Consider the following 15,786-nt stretch of genomic DNA (forward strand, 5'->3'; position numbering starts at 1 on the left):
CTACCGCCCGCGAAGCCGGCGGACGAGAATGCTCGCGTCCCCGCGGGACTCCAGATCGGCCAGGACGACGGCGACCGCCTCGCGGACGATCCGGCCGCGGTCGACCGCGAGGCCGTGCTCGCCCCGGAGCATCAGGCGTGCGTGCTCCAGGTCGATGAGTTCCTCGGCGGAGACGTACACGGTGATCTTCTCGTCGTGCCGCTCGCGCCCGCTGGGCCGGCGGTTGGCCTGCGCCCGCTGACGCTGCTTCCGAGGCTGGGCAGAACCTTCCTGCGCCTCCTGACGTCGTCCTGAGCCGTCCGCGGAACGGCTGCGGGACTCGCCGCCGTCCGAGTCCGCCGCGACGTGCTCGGCGCCCTCTCCGTCACCGCCCTGGGCCGGTACGGACTGCGGGGCGTCCTCCCCGGCGGTGGGATCGCTCTCCCCCGCCGGAGCCGGCACCCGGGCCTCGCCGTTGGCCCGGCTCCTCGGGGTGGACGACTGAAGCGCCATCCCCCCTGTCGTACGGAACAGTTCGTCGGCCCCCGGCAGACTCACTCGGCGTGACACCGGGCGAGCACCTCCCTGGCGAGCTGGCGATAGGCGGCGGCACCGACGGAGTTGGAGGCGTACGTGGTGATCGGCTCACCGGCGACCGTGGTCTCCGGGAAGCGCACCGTGCGCCCGATGACCGTGTGGTAGACGTGATCGTCGAACGCCTCGACCACGCGCGCGAGCACCTCACGGCTGTGCACGGTGCGGGAGTCGTACATCGTGGCGAGGATCCCGTCGAGCTCCAACTCGGGGTTGAGGCGCTCCTGGACCTTCTCGATGGTCTCCGTCAGCAGCGCGACACCGCGCAGCGCGAAGAACTCGCACTCCAGCGGCACGATCACCTTGTGAGCCGCCGTCAGGGCGTTCACGGTGAGCAGGCCGAGGGAGGGCTGACAGTCGATCACGATGTAGTCGTAGTCGGCCATCAGCGGCTTCAACGCCCGCTGGAGGGTGGACTCGCGCGCGACCTCGCTCACCAACTGCACTTCGGCAGCGGACAAGTCGATGTTGCTGGGCAGCAAGTCCATGTTCGGGACTGCTGTCTTGAGGAGTACCTCGTCGGCCGACATGCCCCGCTCCATGAGCAGGTTGTAGACGGTGAGGTCCAACTCCATGGGATTGACGCCCAGTCCGACCGACAGCGCGCCCTGCGGGTCGAAGTCGACGAGCAGTACGCGTCGGCCGTACTCCGCGAGCGCGGCACCCAGGTTGATGGTCGACGTGGTCTTGCCGACGCCGCCCTTCTGGTTGCACATCGCGATGATCGTCGCGGGGCCGTGACTGGTCAGCGGACCCGGGATCGGGAAGTAGGGCAGCGGGCGTCCGGTCGGGCCCACGCGCTCGCGGCGCTGACGGGCGGCGTCGGGCGCGAGTGTGGCCGCGTACTCGGGATCGGGCTCGTACTCGGCGTCGGGGTCGTAGAAGTGCCCGTCGGGCAGTTCGTCGTAGTCGGCGAAATGGTTGTGGGGCGCGCCCCTTCCGTCGCCGGCCATGGCGTTCACGTGATGGCCATCCATGCTCTGGTGTGCTGGCTGAGTCACCCCTGGCTTGTGGTGACCCTGGTGGGCTGCGAAGGTTCGCACCGCAACGGAGCCGACAGCCTCGAACCCCGCGGGCTCCTGGCCCCTTGCAGGCATTCCTGGTTGACCACCCCCGGGAGAAAATGTCGACTCATTCACAAGTCGTCTTACCTCCTTGGTGACCAGGGAACTTCTCGATAGGTCAGCGTGGCACCATGCCGACGGTTGGCGACTCTATGGCGTGTCGGGTGTTCGCAGCAACACAATCCGCCGGACCCGGCCCGATGTGTCGGCAATGAAACATCCCTCTGTCAAGGGCGTACGGCAGTCGCACGGCAGGTTTCACCGGTGCACGAATCGGTTCAAGGGTTACGTTCGGCGCGAGTTGACCGAGTGCCGCAAAGTGACCATACACACACTTCCGGCCGGACCTGTCGAGCAAGGTCCGGCCGGGTGCGCTGAGTTGACGACCTGTGTTGACGTATCGCCTTTTGCCGAACGGTGACTTAGTCGACAGAGTCAGCCGAGCAGCGATTCCAGCTCGACGTGCTCCAGTCCGTGCGCCTCGGCGACCTCGCGGTAAATCACCTTGCCGTCATGGGTGTTGAGGCCCTTGGCGAGAGCAGGATCACGTCGCAGCGCGTCGGCCCAGCCGCGGTTGGCGAGCTCCACGATGTACGGGAGCGTCGCGTTGGTGAGCGCGTAGGTCGACGTGTTCGGCACCGCGCCGGGCATGTTGGCGACGCAGTAGAAGACCGAGTTGTGGACCGGGAAGGTCGGCTCGGCGTGGGTCGTCGGACGCGAGTCCTCGAAGCAGCCGCCCTGGTCGATCGCGATGTCGACAAGAACACTTCCGGGCTTCATCCGCGACACGAGTTCGTTCGTGACCAGCTTCGGCGCCTTGGCGCCCGGGATGAGCACCGCGCCGATGACGAGGTCGGCGTCCAGGACGGCCTTCTCCAGCTCGAAGGCGTTGGACATGATCGCCCGGACCTTGGTGCCGAAGACCTTGTCGGCCTCACGGAGCTTGTTGATGTCGCGGTCGAGCAGCGTGACGTGGAAGCCCATGCCGACGGCGATCTGCGTGGCGTTCCAGCCGGAGACACCGCCGCCGATGACGACGGCGCGCGCGGGCTGGGTGCCGGGGACACCGCCGGGGAGGACACCGCGGCCGCCGACCGAGCGCATCAGGTGGTAGGCGCCGACCTGCGGGGCCAGCCGGCCCGCGACCTCGGACATCGGGGCGAGCAACGGCAGGGCGCGGCCCGGGAGTTCGACGGTCTCGTAGGCGATCGCCGTGGTGCCGGACTCGACGAGCGCGTCGGTGCACTCCTTGGAGGCGGCCAGGTGCAGGTAGGTGAAGAGCGTCTGGTCCTTGCGGAGGCGGTGGTACTCCTCGGCGATGGGCTCCTTGACCTTGAGCAGCAGGTCGGTGGTGGCCCAGACCTCGTCGGCGGTGGCCAGGATCTGGGCACCGGCCGAGACGTACTCGTCGTCCGTGATCGAGGAGCCGACGCCGGCGTTCTGCTCGATGAAGACCTGGTGGCCGTGGCGCACCAGCTCGTGCACGCCGGCGGGGGTGATGGCCACCCGGAACTCGTTGTTCTTGACCTCGCGGGGGATGCCGACCTTCACGTCGATCACGGTCCTTGGCTCAGAGGGTGTGGGGCAATACATCTCATACCCGGACATGCATGAGCGCACCGGGAGACCGCAGGAGAAGGTGCGGCAGAGCCAGTCTAATGAAGGTGTTCTCCGTGTCTAGCCTTTCAATGCATCAATCTTCTGCGGATGTACTACGGATTTCGCAGGCGTTAGCGTCTTGTTCCAGGGGTTCGGAGGCGGATTCCGGGGATTCGGCGGCCGAATCACCCTCCTCAAGCTCCTCACCGAGCATCCGCTCGGCCGTCCCCCGGTGCAGCGCGGCGGACGCCGGATCGCCGAGCCGGTCGAGGGTGTCGGCCAGCCGCAGCTGGAGCGCCGCCTGCAGCCGTACGTCCTCGGCGCGGCGCGCCCACTCGACGGCCTCGTGGCAGGTGGCGAGCGATTCCTCGGGGCGGCCCGCGTACTCCTGGACCCGCGCCAACTCGCTCAACGCCCTTGCCTGGGCGGCCACATCGCCGTTCTTGCGGTGCCCGGCGACGGCCGCCCGCCAGTTCCTGAGCGCCTCGCCGTAGCGGCCCGCGTACGTGTGCGCTGCGCCGATCCGGCCGTAGAGCCGGGCGGCGTCCACGCGCTCGTCCCGGGCCTGCCGCTGGGCGAGCGCTCGGCCGAACCAGTCGGCGGCCCGGTCGTAGTCACCGAGCTCCTGGTGCGCGCCGCCTACGGATTCCATCGCGCGGCCGGTCGCATACGGGTCGTTCGCCTCGCGTCCGGCGTCCAGCGCGGCCCGGTAGCGGGCCAGTGCCTCGGTCGTGCGGCCGGTCTGCGCGTCCAGATCGGCGAGGTTCAGCAGCGCGGCGGCCTTCTCGCGGGGCAGATTCCGCCGCTCGGCCACGTCGAGTACGAGGCGGTGGATGCCGTAGAGCTCGGGGGCGGCGGCCTGGGTGCCGAAGTGGGCGACCATCGCCCGCACCAGCTGGGACATCAACCGGCGGGCCAGCGTGTCGAGTTCGCCGTCGGCGACCGCGAGGCGGGCGGAGGCCAGCAGGGCGGGCTGGCGGACGCGGAGCCAGTCGGCGGCGGCCCGGGGGTCGGGAAGCGCAGCGCGCGGGGCGTGCCGAGGAGTTTCTCGCGGGCCTGCGGGCTGTCGGTCTCGGTGATGGCGCGGCAGGACTGGAGCAGCCGTACGGTCCGCTCCAGCATGCGGGCGCGGGCCAGCTGGAGCTCGGCCGGACGGTCCTGGGTCTCGGCGAGGGCGTGCAGGAGGGGCTGGAGGCAGCCGGGCACCTCGTACTGCGGCAGCGGCGAGTCCAGGGCCCGCAGCAGGCCGGCGGCGACGAAGTCGTCGAGGGTGGTGCGGGCGCCGTTGACGGAGCAGCCGGCGAGCGCGGAGGCGGTCTGCGGGTCGACCAGGCCGGCCGGGGCGAGGGACAGCAGTCGCAGTATCCGGGCGGCGGGGCTCGGCAAGGAGCCGTAGACGAGCCGGAAGACGCGGCTCAGGGGGGTGCCCTCGTCGCTCTCGGCGTGCAGGTGCTTGGCGAGGTCCGCTACGGCCGCCTGCGGGCGGGCGGCGAGCCAGCCGCCGGCCAGGGTCAGCGCGGCCGGCTGGGACCTGCACACCTCGACGAGGCCCTCGGCGGCGACCGGGTCGACGGTGATGCGGACCGCGCCGGTGTAGCGGGTGAGGAGTTCCAGCGCGGACTTCGTGTCGAGGCCGCCCAGGGTGCAGGGGCGGACGTCGGCGATGCCGGTGAGCGGGCCGCCGGAGACGGCGACGACCAGGCAGTCAGGGGAGTCCGGCAGCAGCGCGTCGACCTGCTCGGCGTCGGCCGCGTCGTCCAGCAGGAGCAGCGCCCGCCGGTCGGTGAGGGCCTCGCGCAGGATGTCCGAGAGGTCGTCCTCGGAGGCGCCGGCCGGGGTCGGCAGCTCCAGGGCGGTGAGGAGTTCGCGGGCGGTGCGCTCGGTGGGGACGGGGGTGCCGTCGGGCTCGCTCAGCCGGGCCCGGAACACACCGGCGTCGTAACGGTCAGCGACCTGTCGGACGAGTTCCGCGGCCAGCGCGCTGCGGCCGGAGCCGGGCTTGCCCGCGATGAGGAGCACCCGCGCGCGCGGGGCCTTGCGGCCCGCGATGGTGTCCAGGCCGGCGCGCTCGATGTCGGCGCGCAGCTCCTTCAACTCTCTTGCGCGGCCCAGGAATTGGCCCTCGACAGAAGTGTCCTCGGACAGCCTCACGCCGCCGGTGTCCACCGCCTGATCCGTCACGGGCCACACTCCCGTCCCACTGCACGCGCATAGCCCGCCGGGACTCCGGATCGGGTGATTCCAGAGCCTAGTTCACGCTCTGCGACGAACCGTGCGGAGCGCGGCGGGCACGTCCCCCGATCGGATCAGCCGATCGTCACACCGGAAGACGCCGAAAGAGGCGGAAAGGATGAGGTGTCGGTGGAGTGTGGGTGAGGTGTGGGTTCAGGACTCGAAGGGACGCGCCGGCCACGGTGCCTCGGCGGGGCGCAGCGCGTCGATGCCGTCGCCGTGCCGGGCGGCGACCAGGGCGAGGACGCCGGTGACGAGGCAGCTGTTGTGCAGCTCGCCGGCGAGGACCCCGCGGACCAGGTCGTCGAGGGGCACGCGCGCGTGCTCCATGTCGGCCTCCTCGTCCTCGACCTCGAAGCGCTGTCCCTCGGCCTCGGACAGGTCCCGGGCCAGGAAGATGCGGATGGCCTCGTCGCTGCCGCCGGGCGAGGTGTAGACGTCGGTCAGCACCCGCCAGTCCTCGGCCTTGACGTGCGCCTCCTCGTACAGCTCGCGCTGGGCGGCGTGCAGCGGGTTCTCACCGGGGATGTCGAGCAGCCCGGCCGGGATCTCCCACAGCTTCTGCCGTACGGGGTGGCGGTACTGCCTGATGACCAGCACCCGGTCCTCCTCGTCGAGGGCGAGGACGCCCACGGAGCCGGGGTGGACCTGGTAGTCGCGGTGCACGACCGTGCCGTCGGGCATGACCACGTCGTCGGTGCGTACGGAGGTCTTGTTGCCGACGAAGGGGGTCACGGTCGCCCGGATCTCCCACTCCTCCGGGGTGTCCTTGATCGTCATGCGCTGTCCCTCCACACGTACACGAAACACACGTTCACGGACGTCACGTAAAACGGCCGGGGTGCACACCTCTTGAAGGCGCGCACCCCGGTCACCGTACAACCCTCGTACTGCTTGCTACTTGCCCGTCTTGCGTGCCACGGCCGCCTTGACCAGGCCCGCGAAGAGCGGGTGCGGCCGGGTCGGGCGGGAGCGCAGCTCGGGGTGGGCCTGGGTCGCGACGAGGTAGGGGTGGACCTCGCGCGGGTACTCGACGTACTCGACGAGCTTGCCGTCCGGGGACGTGCCGGAGAACTGCAGGCCGGCCTTCTTCTCCAGCTCGGCGCGGTAGGCGTTGTTGACCTCGTAGCGGTGGCGGTGGCGCTCCTCGACGTACTCCTTGCCGTCGTAGACCTCGCGCACGATGGAGCCCTCGGCGAGCTTGGCCGGGTACATGCCCAGGCGCATGGTGCCGCCCATGTCGCCCTCGCCGGCGACGATGTCGAGCTGCTCGGCCATCGTGGAGATGACCGGGTGGCCGGTGGCCGCGTCGAACTCGGTGGAGTTGGCGTCCGCGATGCCGGCCAGGTTGCGCGCGGCCTCGATGACGATGCACTGCAGGCCCAGGCACAGGCCGAGCAGCGGGATCTTGTGCTCGCGGGCGTACTGGATGGCGCCGACCTTGCCGGAGACACCGCGGTCGCCGAAGCCGCCGGGGATGCAGATCGCGTCCACGTCGGCGAGCTGCTTGGCGGCGCCGGCCGGGGTCTTGCAGTCGTCCGAGGTGACCCACTTGATCTTCACGCGGGCCTTGTTGGCGAACCCGCCGGCGCGCAGCGCCTCGGTGACCGAGAGGTAGGCGTCGGGCAGGTCGATGTACTTGCCGACCAGCGCGAGGTTGATCTCGTGCAGCGGGTTGTGGACGCGGTCGAGCAGGTCGTCCCAGGTCCGCCAGTCCACATCGCGGAACGGCAGGTCCAGCTTGCGGACGACATAGGCGTCCAGGCCCTCGCTGTGCACGGTCTTGGGGATGTCGTAGATCGAGCGGGCGTCGGGGCAGGCCACCACGGCGGCCTCGTCGACGTCGCACATCAGCGAGATCTTGCGCTTGATCGCGGTCGGCACCTCGCGGTCGGAGCGCAGCACGATGGCGTCGGGCTGGATGCCGATGTTGCGCAGGGCCGCGACCGAGTGCTGGGTCGGCTTGGTCTTCAGCTCGCCCGAGGGGCCGATGTACGGCAGGAGCGAGATGTGGACCACGAACACGTTGTCGCGGCCCACCTCGTGGCGGACCTGGCGGACCGTCTCCAGGAAGGGCAGCGACTCGATGTCGCCGACCGTGCCACCGACCTCGGTGATGACGACGTCGACCTCGTCGGTCGCCATGCGCCGGATGCGGTGCTTGATCTCGTTCGTGATGTGCGGGATGACCTGCACGGTGTCGCCCAGGTACTCGCCGCGCCGCTCCTTGGCGATCACCGTCGAGTAGACCTGGCCGGTGGTGACGTTGGCGCTGCCGTCCAGGTCGCGGTCGAGGAAGCGCTCGTAGTGGCCGATGTCCAGGTCGGTCTCGGCACCGTCGTTCGTGACGAAGACCTCACCGTGCTGGAAGGGGTTCATCGTGCCGGGGTCGACGTTCAGATACGGGTCGAGCTTCTGCATCACGACGCGCAGGCCCCGCGCCTTGAGGAGCATGCCGAGGCTGGAGGCGGTGAGGCCCTTGCCGAGTGAGGAGGCGACACCCCCGGTGACGAAGATGTGCTTGGTCGTCGTGGTGTTGCTGTTTCGGAAAGCAGCGGGCGGCATGGCCAAGAGGGGGCTCCCGTGGTCGCGGTCTGGGGTGCGGTGCGGCTGCCCGCCCGGAGAACCCGGGTTTTTCTGGAGGCGCCGTCGCTGCGGTTCGGGGGTTTCTTGCCCACCGGTCCACGGGCTACCAGGGTATCAGCGCCCGGAGGGGATGGCTTCCGGCCACGCTCCGCACCCGCCTCGACACACTGGTGACCCGCGTCGACACAGACGCGCCCTGGTTACCTGCTTCTCACCGGGTGCTCACCCGTTCGGCCCAGGTCCGTTGGCGAGAGCGGCACACAGATCATCTACGTGCGTCGTATCCTGCTCGGACACTCGCTGCCGAGCCGGTCCGGAACACGGCACCACCCCGCCCGTATCTCCCGGAACAACGAGAGCTCGTCAGTCCGTTGGGCAACGACCGTCATTTGCTTCATGCCTCAACGACGCACTACAAACGATCCCTTGACCGCACACAGCGACCGCCCCTTTTCCATGGGGCGACGTGGCCGTTCGACTGGAGTTGCACGTGGCCGGGCGCATCGAAGATTACGCACTCATCGGAGACATGCAGACCGCTGCCCTGGTCTGCCGGGACGGCACGGTGGACTGGCTCTGCCTGCCCCGATTCGACTCCCATGCCATCTTCGCCGGTCTGTTGGGCACCGAGGAACACGGCTTCTGGCGGCTGGGCCCGGCCCACGCCGCCGACGCGCAGCCGCCCACCGCGGCCCGGCGCGGCTACCGCGGCGACTCGCTGATCCTGGAGTCCGAGTGGGACACCCCGCGAGGCACGGTCCGCGTGACCGATTTCATGCCCCCTCGCGACGGCGCCCCCCAGCTGATCCGCATCGTGGAGGGCATCTCCGGCCGCGTCCCGATGCGCTCGGCCCTCCGCATGCGTTTCTCCTACGGCCGGGTCGTCCCCTGGGTGCACAAGCACGAGGGCCGCACGGTCGCCGTCGCGGGCCCCGACTCCGTGTGGTTCGACACATCGGCGGAGACCTACGGCAAGCAGCTCACGACGTACGCCGACTTCACCGTCGCGCCGGGTGACCGCATCGCGTTCACCATCTCCTGGGAGCCCTCGCACAAGCAGCCGCCGCCGCTCCCCGAGCCGGAGCAGTCGCTGGAGGCCACGGAGGACTTCTGGCGCGACTGGGTCGACCAGTGCACGTACCACGGCCCATACCGCGAGGCCGTCGTCCGCTCCCTGATCACGCTGAAGGCGCTGACGTACGCCCCGACGGGCGGCATCGTCGCCGCGCCGACGACCTCCCTCCCGGAGGAGATCGGCGGCGTCCGCAACTGGGACTACCGCTACACCTGGCTCCGCGACGCGGCCATCACCCTCTCCTCGCTCCTGCGCACCGGCTACCGCGAGGAGGCCCGCGCCTGGCGCGAGTGGCTGCTGCGCGCGGTCGCCGGCGACCCGGAGAACCTGCAGATCATGTACGGCATCGCCGGCGAGCGCGAGCTCGGCGAGGCGGAACTGGACTGGCTGCCGGGCTACGAGAACTCGGGCCCGGTCCGGGTGGGCAACGGCGCCGCGCACCAGCTCCAGCTGGACGTCTACGGCGAGGTCACCGAGGCCCTGCACCTGGCCCACATGACCGGCCTGGCCCGCAACGACTACGCCTCCCTCCTCCAGCTCAAGCTCATCCGCTACCTGGAGAAGCACTGGGACGAGCCCGACGAGGGCATCTGGGAGGTGCGCGGCCCGCGCCGCCACTTCGTGCACTCGAAGGTGATGGCCTGGGTCGCGGTCGACCGCACGATCAAGCTGATCGAGTCGGGCGACGCGGACGGCCCGCTGGAGAAGTGGCGCGAGCTGCGCGACGACATCCACCGGGACGTGTGCGAGCGCGGCTACGACAAGGAGCGCAACACCTTCACGCAGTCGTACGGCTCGAAGGAGCTGGACGCCTCGCTGCTGCTCATCCCGCAGATGGGCTTCCTGCCGCCGGACGACAAGCGCGTGATCGGCACGATCGAGGCGATCCAGCGCGAGCTGTCCACCCCGGACGGCTTCATCCTGCGCTACCCGACCTCGGGCACGGACGAGGGCGTCGACGGCCTCCCCGGCGACGAGGGAGCGTTCCTCGCGTGCTCGTTCTGGATGGCGGACGACCTCGCGATGATCGGCCGCGTGGACGAGGCCCGCAAGCTCTTCGAGAAGCTCCTGTCGCTCCGCAACGACCTGGGCCTCCTCGCCGAGGAGTGGGATCCGCGCCTGCAACGCCAGGTCGGCAACTTCCCGCAGGCCTTCAGCCACGTCCCCCTGATCGACACGGCCCTGCGCCTGACGGCTTCGGGGGCCTACGGCGGCTGACCCCCGCTGAGCGCACGCCCCGGGCCCGAGATGTGCCCGGGGCGTTCCCGCAGGTACCGTCCGCTGCATGGACAGCCGTACGGACAGCACATTCGACAGCCAGGGCGCCGGCATCACCGTTCAGCGGGCGCTGGAGCTGCCCGGGCTGCGCAGCGGGCTGCCGGAGATCCTGGCGGGCGCCGACCGCCTCCAGCGGACCGTGCGCTGGGTCCACGCGGGCGAGGTCCCGAACATCGCCTCCCTCCTCAAGGGCGGCGAACTCCTCCTGACCACGGGCTACGGCCTCGGCACGCGCCCGGCGGAGCAACGCGCGTTCGTCCGCACCCTGGCCGAGCGCGGCATCGCGGCCCTGGTCGTCGAACTGGGCCCACGCTTCACCCGCCTCCCCGCCACGCTCGTCGAGACGGCCAGGTCGACCGGCCTCCCGCTCGTCCAGCTGCACCGTGAGGTGCCGTTCGTCGCGGTCACCGAGGAGATCCACACCGAGATCGTCAACGGCCACTACGCGCTGCTCCAGCAGGCCGAGGAGGTCCACCGCCGCTGCACGGAGGCTCTGCTCGGCGGCGGCGGAATCCCCCAAGTCCTGGGCATCCTGGCCGACTTCAGCGGCAACCCGGTCTTCCTGGAGACCCCGGACGGCCAACTCCTCTACGCGGCGGGGTCGGGCCTCGAGGGCGCCGACCCGCTCCAGGTATGGGAGGGGCTGCGCGGCCAGCACAAGGACGCCCCGCCGCCCGCCGGTTCGGTGGTGGTGGACGTGCCGGGCGGTGGTCCCGGTACGGGTTCGGTGCGGGCGCGGATCGTCCTGCTCCCGGTCCGCGCTCCCCTGGCCCCCGTGCACCGCATCGCCGCAGAACGGGCCGCCGACATCCTCGCGGTGGTCCTGATGCAGGCCCGCCAGGAGGAGGAACTCGCGGCCCGCGGACGCGGCGACTTCCTCACCGACCTCGCCGAGGGCCGCATCGCCGCGGAGGACGCCCCGGCGCAGGCCCGGGTGCTGGGCTTCAAGCCGGGCACCAGCCCGCTGCTGCCCGTGGTGATGCGCCTGGGCGACGCCCTGGCCGCACCGGGCGGCGGCTGGGCGGTCCTGGCCCGCGCGGTCGCCGAGGAACTGGCCTCGGTGGGCGTCCCGGTCCTGCTGGGCGTACGACCGGTCGAGGGCCGCGTCCCGCTCCTCCTCGGCCTGCGCTCGGAGTCGGAGCGCTCGGCCGTCGCGGACCGGGTGGCGGCCGCGCTGCGGGCGGGAGTCGAGCGCGCCGGGATGCAACGCCCGGGCGCGCAGCCGCCGATCGTGGTCGTCGGGGTGGCCGGCGGCTGGGCGGCCGCGTCGGCGGGACTGCGGCACGCGGCCGAGACGGCGACGGCGGCCCAGGGCCTGACCGACCAGCCTTGGTACGACGCACGGCGCCTGGACATCGAGTTGTTGCTGTGGCGGCTGCGCGACCACCCGGACCTCGCGGCCTTCGTGGACCGCGCGATCGGCCCGCTCCGCGACCACGACAACCGCTCCAAGCCGCCCCTACTGCCCACCCTGGAAACGTACTTGGCGCACGCGGGCCGCAAGGCGGAGACGGCCCGCGAGCTCCACCTCAACCGGCAGACCCTCTACAACAGGCTGGCCCGCATCGGGGAGTTGCTCGGCACGGACCTCGAAGACCCGCAGACGGTACTGGCGTTGAGCCTGGCGTTGCGAGCGCGCAGGCTAGTGCCATAAGTCCTTGAGTTCGTATGTACGTCTCAGGTCAGCGGCAGGGGCTGGGTCAACTCGTCGTAGACACTCAGCACTTGGGCGACGGTCTCGTCCTCGGTCGGCCAGCTGGCCGCCTGGCGGGCGCCCTTCTCCCGGAGCAGTTCCCGGCGTTCGGGGTCGCGCAGCAGTCCGGTGACCGCGTCGGCGAGGGCCTTGGCGTCGCCGTAGGGCACGAGTTCGGCGGCGTCGCCGACGAGTTCGGGGATGCCGCCGACGGCGGTCGCGACGAGCGGCACGCGGGCGTGGAGGGCCTCCTGGGCGATGACCGAGCGGGACTCCCAACTGCTGGGCAGGAGTGCGAGATCGGCGGCGGCGAGGAGTTCGCCCACGTCGTCGCGGCGCCCGATGAGCCGCACCGGCAGCTCCTCGTCCTCGATCCGGCGCTGCAACTCGCCCCGCAGCGGCCCCTCCCCCGCGATCACGAGCAACGGCGTCGGATCGAGACGGCACCACCCGCGCGAGGCGTCCAGGAGCGTGTCGTAGCCCCGCTGCCGGTCGAGGGAGCCGACGGCGACGAGCAACGGCCGGTCGGTGGCGCCGAGTTCGGCCCGGAGCTTGGGACTGAGCCGATCGGGATCGTCATGGTCCACGGGGACTCGGCGCGGCCCCGGCAGCGCGACGGCGGCGAGGCGGGCGTCCCGGGCGCCGGTCCGCCGGGCCCGGTCGACAAGATCGGAGGTGGTGCCCAGGACGACCACGGCGGCCTTCACGACCCGCCGCTCCAGCAGCCGCAGCAGGTGCGCCCGGGCTCCTTCGGCATGGGTGCGGTTGTGCCAGGTGACGACGAGCGGTGTGCGGCGGCCGCTGAGGGCGAGGACGGCGCGGAAGGAGGCGTGCAGGCCGTGCGCGTGCACCAGGTCGGCGTCCGCGCAGGCGGCTCGGAGCGCGGCCACGGAGGCGGGGTCGCTGCTGCGGGGCACGTGCACGTGTTCGGCGCCGACGCCCGTGAAGTCGTAGGTGTGATCGGCTTCGACGGGGGCGCACACCGTGACCCGCACGCCCCGCGCGACGAGCCCGGAGGCCAGGGAGCGCACATGCGCGCTACTGGCGGCGTTGCCTCCGCCGAGCACCTGCACGGTGCGCAGCGGCGACTGGCCGTGCGGTGAGTGGCTGCTCACGGGGGTCACGTGGCCGGGGCTCCTGGTTCGGCGACGGGCGGTCACGAAGAAAGTACAGAAGGATCGGGCGGAGGGGGTGTACCGCACGCTTCCTACGCGTTCCGTCTCAAGGATGCCAGCACGTACGGGTGTTCCGGCAACGCCGGTAGGTGTGGGGGCTGTGCGGAAGGGCAACAGGGGGGCGGGGATCACCCGTACGAGTGAGGGGGCGGGGGGTTGGTGAGGCGCGGGGGTGGCGAGAGGCTCGCTCTGGTTCGGGGTGTCTCGCTCAGCTCGGAGGGGGCGGCGACCGCTTGGCCACGTCGGGGGCACAGCGGTCGGGGTCGAGAGGGCACGCTCACGAACTGCCCACGCCACGAGGTTGACGAAGTGCGCCGCACCGGCGATCACGACCCCCGCGAGCACCTTGCCGAGCGGCCGCTCCTTGAGCAGCGCCCCGGCGACGAGCCCGGCAGCGGAGACGCCGGACAACTTGACTGCGCCGCTGGTGACTTCACCGTCCCGGAGGGCGGAGAGATGCGCCCGGAAACCGCGCCGGGGATCACCGAAGCGCCCCACCAGCAGTCCGCCCGGAACGTCTCCGAGCCCTCCTGACCGGCCGGCGCCCGGGACAACTCCCGTACCCGCCCCCCACCTTCAAGGACCCTCACACCGGACCCGGCACTCCGCACTCCGCAACCCCACCAGCAACCGCCGATCACGGAGCACCTGTCACCCCGCGACGGACCGCCCCGTCAGCCGTCCGCCCGAGCCGTAGCCAGCAGCTCCTCCGCATGCGCCCGCGCCGTCTCCGAGTCCTCCTGGCCGGCCAGCATCCGGGACAACTCCCGTACGCGGTCCTCGCCTTCGAGGACCTTCACGCCGGAGCGGGTGACGGACCCGTCGTTGGTCTTCTCGACCAGCAACTGGCGATCGGCGAAGGCCGCCACCTGAGGCAGGTGGGTCACGACGACGACCTGCGCGGTCTTCGCGAGTTTCGCGAGGCGCCGCCCGATCTCGACCGCCGCCTTGCCGCCGACACCCGCGTCGACCTCGTCGAAGAGGTAGGTCGGCACGGGGTCGGTCCCCGCGAACACGACCTCCACGGCGAGCATCACGCGCGACAACTCACCACCGGACGCGCCCTTGGCGATGGGCCGGGGCGGAGCACCCGGGTGCGGGGCGAGCAGCAACTCGACCTCGTCGACGCCCGACGGGCCGTAGGCGACCGCACGGCCGCCGACCTCGACGCCCTCCGGATCCTCGGTCTGCCGGATCTCGAACGACACACGCGCGTGCGGCATCGCGAGGGAAGCCAACTCCGCGGTCACCGCCGCAGCGAAGCGCTCGGCGGCCTCGGTGCGGGCGTCGGTCAACGCCTGTGCCAGACCGCCCAGTTCACCGCGCAGGGCATCCCGTTCGGCGGTCAACTCGTCGATGCGCTCGTCGTCGCCGTCGAGTTCGGTCAGCCGCGAGGCGCCCTGCTCGGCGTACGCGAGCACGGCGGTGATGTCCTCGCCGTACTTCCGGGTGAGCGCGTTGAGGGCGGCCCGGCGTTCCTCGACGGCGGCCAGCCGCAGCGGATCGGCGTCCAGGTCGTCGGCGTAGCCCGCCAACTCCCCCGCCACATCGCCCAGAAGGATGCCGATCTCACCGATCCGGTCGGTGAGCGAGGCCAGTTCGGAGTCGTGCGACCGTACGGCCTCCAGGGCCCGCTGCGCGCCCGCGACGAGGGTCGCCGCGTCGATGCCCTCGGGGTCCTCGGGATTACCGGCGAGCGCGGCGTGAGCGGCCGTGGCGGCGGACGCCAACGCCTCGGCGTGACCGAGCCGTTCGGCCTCGGCGGCCAGCTCCACGTCCTCACCGGGACGCGGTTCGACGCCCGCGATCTCGTCGAGGCCGTAGCGCAACATGTCGGCTTCCTGGGCCCGTTCACGCGCGCGGGTGGTGATCTCGTCCAGTTCGACGGCGACGGCGCGCAGCCGCCGATACGCCTCCGCGTACTTGGCGAGCGGCCCGGTGACGGCGTCCCCGGCATACCGGTCGAGCGCCTGCCGCTGCCGGGACTGCTTCAGCAGCCCCTGCTGATCGGTCTGCCCGTGCACGGCGACAAGCTCGTCCGCAAGCTCGGCGAGCACCCCCACCGGCACGGAACGCCCGCCCAGATGCGCCCGGGACCGCCCCTCGGCGGAAACGGTACGGCTGATGAGCAGCGTCCCGTCCTCCAGCTCGGCACCGGCCTCCTCGGCGCGCAGCACGGCGGAGCCGCCCGGAGGGACGGAGATCCGCCCCTCCACGACCGCGTTCTTCGCCCCGATCCGCACCAGCGCCGGGTCCGCCCGCCCTCCGAGCAACAGCCCGAGGCTCGTGACGACCATGGTCTTGCCCGCACCGGTCTCACCCGTGACAGCGGTGAACCCCGGCGACAGTTCGACGACTGCATCGTCGATGACTCCGAGCGACCGTATCCGCATCTCTTCCAGCACGGTGAAGACCTTACGAGGTAGGGCGGGAGAAGCGCGAGGCGCCCTGTCACCCAGGGGAGTGTCCCCACCTGTTTTTTGTCTTTAGGGGCGCGGGGAACTGCGCCCC

General features: G+C 71.2%; 9 protein-coding genes and 1 pseudogene. 2 read left to right on the forward strand and 8 right to left on the reverse strand.

Going from position 1 to position 15,786, the window contains the following annotated elements; all coding sequences use genetic code 11:
* The 6 genes and pseudogenes from R2B38_RS07045 to R2B38_RS07070 form a co-directional block, all read right to left on the reverse strand.
* Window positions 1–549 (reverse strand): hypothetical protein, encoded by a 549-nt coding sequence (locus R2B38_RS07045; RefSeq protein WP_078652812.1) that lies wholly within the window; start codon window positions 547–549, stop codon window positions 1–3.
* Complete coding sequence (locus tag R2B38_RS07050; RefSeq protein ID WP_078532803.1) at window positions 534–1,670, reverse strand: ParA family protein; 1,137 nt, start codon at window positions 1,668–1,670, stop codon at window positions 534–536. The genes R2B38_RS07045 and R2B38_RS07050 overlap by 16 nt, the downstream gene beginning before the upstream one ends.
* A 402-nt stretch (window positions 1,671–2,072) precedes the next feature.
* Window positions 2,073–3,188, reverse strand: coding sequence for an alanine dehydrogenase (gene ald / locus R2B38_RS07055; RefSeq protein ID WP_033286319.1), 1,116 nt, complete (start codon window positions 3,186–3,188; stop codon window positions 2,073–2,075).
* A 142-nt stretch (window positions 3,189–3,330) separates the two neighbouring features.
* A pseudogene (locus R2B38_RS07060) lies at window positions 3,331–5,417 on the reverse strand (tetratricopeptide repeat protein).
* A gap of 204 nt (window positions 5,418–5,621) precedes the next feature.
* Window positions 5,622–6,248: an NUDIX hydrolase gene (locus R2B38_RS07065; RefSeq protein WP_318015451.1), complete on the reverse strand. Its 627-nt coding sequence runs from the start codon at window positions 6,246–6,248 to the stop codon at window positions 5,622–5,624.
* A gap of 117 nt (window positions 6,249–6,365) precedes the next feature.
* Window positions 6,366–8,033 (reverse strand): CTP synthase, encoded by a 1,668-nt coding sequence (locus R2B38_RS07070; RefSeq protein ID WP_033286236.1) that lies wholly within the window; start codon window positions 8,031–8,033, stop codon window positions 6,366–6,368.
* 511 nt (window positions 8,034–8,544) lie between these two features.
* On the opposite strand from R2B38_RS07070, the gene R2B38_RS07075 reads away from it, so the two are divergent.
* Window positions 8,545–10,347, forward strand: a complete 1,803-nt coding sequence (locus tag R2B38_RS07075) for a glycoside hydrolase family 15 protein (protein ID WP_318021601.1) — start codon at window positions 8,545–8,547, stop codon at window positions 10,345–10,347.
* A 67-nt stretch (window positions 10,348–10,414) separates the two neighbouring features.
* Complete coding sequence (locus R2B38_RS07080) at window positions 10,415–12,061, forward strand: PucR family transcriptional regulator (protein ID WP_318015452.1); 1,647 nt, start codon at window positions 10,415–10,417, stop codon at window positions 12,059–12,061.
* Window positions 12,062–12,084: 23 nt separating this feature from the next.
* On the opposite strand, the gene R2B38_RS07085 is transcribed toward R2B38_RS07080, so the two are convergent.
* Both R2B38_RS07085 and recN read right to left on the reverse strand, forming a co-directional pair.
* Window positions 12,085–13,224 carry a glycosyltransferase family 4 protein gene (locus R2B38_RS07085; RefSeq protein WP_318015453.1) on the reverse strand — a complete coding sequence of 380 codons (1,140 nt, stop codon included), beginning with the start codon at window positions 13,222–13,224 and terminating at the stop codon, window positions 12,085–12,087.
* Between the two features lie 725 nt (window positions 13,225–13,949).
* Window positions 13,950–15,668: a DNA repair protein RecN gene (gene recN, locus R2B38_RS07090; RefSeq protein ID WP_318021602.1), complete on the reverse strand. Its 1,719-nt coding sequence runs from the start codon at window positions 15,666–15,668 to the stop codon at window positions 13,950–13,952.
* Between the last annotated feature and the right edge of the window lie 118 nt (window positions 15,669–15,786).

The organism is Streptomyces sp. N50 (genome assembly GCF_033335955.1).
Lineage (GTDB): Bacteria > Actinomycetota > Actinomycetes > Streptomycetales > Streptomycetaceae > Streptomyces.

Bases quoted from the DNA above. Each gene is read 5' to 3' on its own strand.
- R2B38_RS07050 (WP_078532803.1), bottom strand. From the start codon at position 1,670: ATGCCTGCAAGGGGCCAGGAGCCCGCGGGGTTCGAGGCTGTCGGCTCC.
- R2B38_RS07065 (WP_318015451.1), bottom strand. From the start codon at position 6,248: ATGACGATCAAGGACACCCCGGAGGAGTGGGAGATCCGGGCGACCGTG.
- R2B38_RS07070 (WP_033286236.1), bottom strand. From the start codon at position 8,033: ATGCCGCCCGCTGCTTTCCGAAACAGCAACACCACGACGACCAAGCAC.
- R2B38_RS07080 (WP_318015452.1), top strand. From the start codon at position 10,415: ATGGACAGCCGTACGGACAGCACATTCGACAGCCAGGGCGCCGGCATC.
- recN (WP_318021602.1), bottom strand. From the start codon at position 15,668: ATGCGGATACGGTCGCTCGGAGTCATCGACGATGCAGTCGTCGAACTG.